At 67.8% G+C, this 2,763-nt stretch carries 3 protein-coding genes; all 3 read right to left on the bottom strand.

Annotation, left to right across the window (positions count from 1 at the left end; genetic code table 11):
* Window positions 1-202, bottom strand: a 202-nt coding sequence (locus NTX40_04175) for a hypothetical protein (GenBank protein MCX5648281.1), incomplete at its 3' end; no start/stop codon positions are given.
* Between the two features lie 39 nt (window positions 203-241).
* The gene (locus NTX40_04170; protein MCX5648280.1) at window positions 242-2,011 is read right to left on the bottom strand and encodes a M48 family metallopeptidase; all 1,770 of its coding nucleotides are present in this window, start codon (window positions 2,009-2,011) and stop codon (window positions 242-244) included.
* Between the two features lie 149 nt (window positions 2,012-2,160).
* Window positions 2,161-2,763: cytochrome c family protein (locus tag NTX40_04165; GenBank protein ID MCX5648279.1), on the bottom strand; the 603-nt coding region annotated here is incomplete at its 5' end.

The following is a 2,763-nucleotide window of genomic DNA, read 5'->3' as shown; positions in this document are numbered from 1 at the left end:
CTGGGAACCGTACCTCGGTGCGGTCAAGGCGACCTGCATCCCCATCATCGGCCGGACCGCCGCGGGGCTCCTGGCGCGATGGGAAAACTTCTTCGCCGGGCACGACGAATCGGATACGCTCGACGGCCTCATCGGCCGTCTGGAAGGAAAAGCAGGACGCCAGCGCCCTGCGGACATGCAGTCCGCCGACCCGGGACTCCATCCCGAAGCGCCCTTCGGACGCGAAGCCCGCCTCATCCAGTTATCCGAGCCGACGCCCGACGGGTGCGTCGAGTTCATCGACCTGGCGGGCGTCAAAGAGGTCGCGTCCGGCACGTTCGGCCTCCGGGTGGACGGCGACAGCATGGCCCCGCGCATCCTCGACACAGACATCGTCATCTCCCGGCGAGACGCCTTCCCGGAACCGGGACAGACCGCCATCGTCCGACTCCAAGGCCGCATCGGCGTCACCGTCAAACTGTGGCGCCCCGAGGGCGACCGCGTTCATCTCATCCCCGTCAACGAAGCGTACGATCCAACGGTGTGCCGGCGGGACGACGTCCTCTGGGCCTGCCGGGTCCTCGGAGTCGTTCGCCTCTGACGGCGGCGCGGCCAGCGCCAGGATCGCGGCCGCGGCAGCCGCCAGAACCGCCCCGAGAATCGCCATCCACTTGATTCGCCGCAGCCTTCGCGCGAATCGCTCGGCCAACGGCGGACTGGCGAGCACCTCTTCCAGAAACCGCCGGCGCCGCGCTACGCTGAAATGGCGCCAGCCCCGGGCCGTCTCAGCGGACCCGTTCAGCCGCGCGATCCGCCCCAAGGCGCTCGTGAAGGCCCGAACCCGATGTTCGCAGAGCGCCAAGGGCGATGCTCCGTCCCCGCCGATTCGGATATCATCCTCCGGCGGCGAGCAACCTTCGGGGCACGACGTGGCCTGCACGGCAAAGAGGTCGCACTCCGCCTCGCAGCGCCGCGAGATAAAGCCAAAAAGCAGCCACCAATAAGCGACCAGAAAAGCGGCCGTCACGAGGCTGAGGGCCACCGGCGAATGCGTCACGACCGCCGCGGCCTCCCCCACGAGGATCATCGCCCCCATGCCCCCGATCGCCAGCGCCATGTAGAGAAGCACGTGACGGTACTTGACGTGCGCCACCTCGTGAGCGAAAACCGCCTCCAACTCCTCGCTCGGAAGCGCCAGGAGCAGCGTATCGGTAATCAGGATGTATCGCAACGGCCCGATGCTGCCCACCATGCACCCGTTGGCGATCGACAGGTTGGTCCGCCAGACCAGGATGTCGCCGACGCGGACTCCGGCGCGCCCCGCCAAAGCCGTCAGGCGCCGGCGCAGGTCGCCCTCCGGAAGCCGCTCCGTCCGCCAGCACAGACGGATCCACGGCCCGGCCAGCACCGCCACGGCCACCACCCCCCCGACGAGGAGTATGGTGGCGAGCGGCATCGAATCCGGCGGCCCCAGGAAACGGACCAGGAGGTCATGGACCGCCAGAAGCGCCGCGAGCGGAACGAAAACCACGAGCAGATACTGACGCAGAAGAAAGACCAGGTATCGCGGGAGCGTCCAGGCCGCTCCGGCCATCACGACGCCGGCCCGTGCGAACATGAACGCGCGCAGCCGGCGGTCCGCCCAGTAAAGGGCCGTCCACGAGAGAACCAGGAGCACCAGGAACGGCGCCGCCATCAGGAGGAAACCCAGAAACATCCGTTTGTCGCCGGCCAGATGCGCCGCCAGAGCCGGCCAGTTCAGCGCGCCGAGCATGATCCCATACGCGAGCAGCACCACGAGCCGGTATGCCTTGGCCGCGCGGCCCACCCGCAGGAAGAAACGCTGTTCCTCCGCCTCAAGCGCCCCGCGGCGGAGCGCCAGCGCCCCAAGGATCCATCCGGCTGCGAACACGCCGAGCGCGATCGCCGCCACGGCGCCTAACGTCGTCGCGACGTCGGGCGGCGGCCCCTCCGGCGCGACTTCCATCGCCAGAAGCGCCATGATCAGGCCCACGAGGACCGTCGCGTGCATGGGCTCTCCCCGCCGGCTGAGGACTAGGCTCTGTCTGAAAAACCCCCATCGGGTGGCGGCCTTCCCAGGCTGCCACCCGTTTCACGTTCTCCTGGTTCTTCGCGGCGGTCCCGGCGCGCCGGGACCGCTGCGCGTTTCTCAGACAGAGCCTAATCCTTCTTCCGATCCTCTTCGGGACGGTGTTGAATCCGCGGCTTGTAGGTAAAATAGTCGAACTTCGGACTTTGAACCATTCCGTGGCAGGACATGCACCAGCGAGAGGAGAGGAAAATCTTCGGCTCGGCCTTCTTGCCCTTCTCGTGGTGATAGCTGTTCACGACGTGACAGGCCTGGCACGTCACGCGCCCCAGGGCGGGCGTCTTCGCCATCGAGACGAATCCGCCCTTCCGACCGAAACCCATCGTATGGCACATGAGGCACTCGGGATCGTCCTGGCGACCCGCTTTCCGGATCGGTTCGTACGCCCGCGCGTGGGCCGTCGTCTGCCACCGCTTGTATTCGGGCTCGTGGCATTTTCCGCACGCCTCGGCCGGCTCGTAGGCGACGGGGATCGGCGTGTCCCAATCCGTTTCCGGCTTCTCCTTCGCCTCCTTCACGTAGTCCCAATATAGGTCCTCGACCCACTTGGCTCCCGGCACGCGGGCCGACAGTTCCGTCAGCGTCTGCTTCCACTCCGGGCCGCCCCCCGCGTCGCGGCGAAGCGCCAGCGCGCCGAGGATGTCCCCCGCCTGGCCCGCCCCGACGAGAATCGC

Source organism: Planctomycetota bacterium, assembly GCA_026387035.1.
In the GTDB taxonomy this organism is placed as follows: Bacteria; Planctomycetota; Phycisphaerae; order FEN-1346; family FEN-1346; genus JAPLMM01.
Note: the sequence above shows the minus strand (reverse complement) of the source record. Positions and strands in the feature narration are given on the sequence as shown.

Coding starts and splice junctions, on each gene's coding strand:
- NTX40_04170 (MCX5648280.1), bottom strand. CDS start 2,011: ATGCACGCGACGGTCCTCGTGGGCCTGATCATGGCGCTTCTGGCGATG.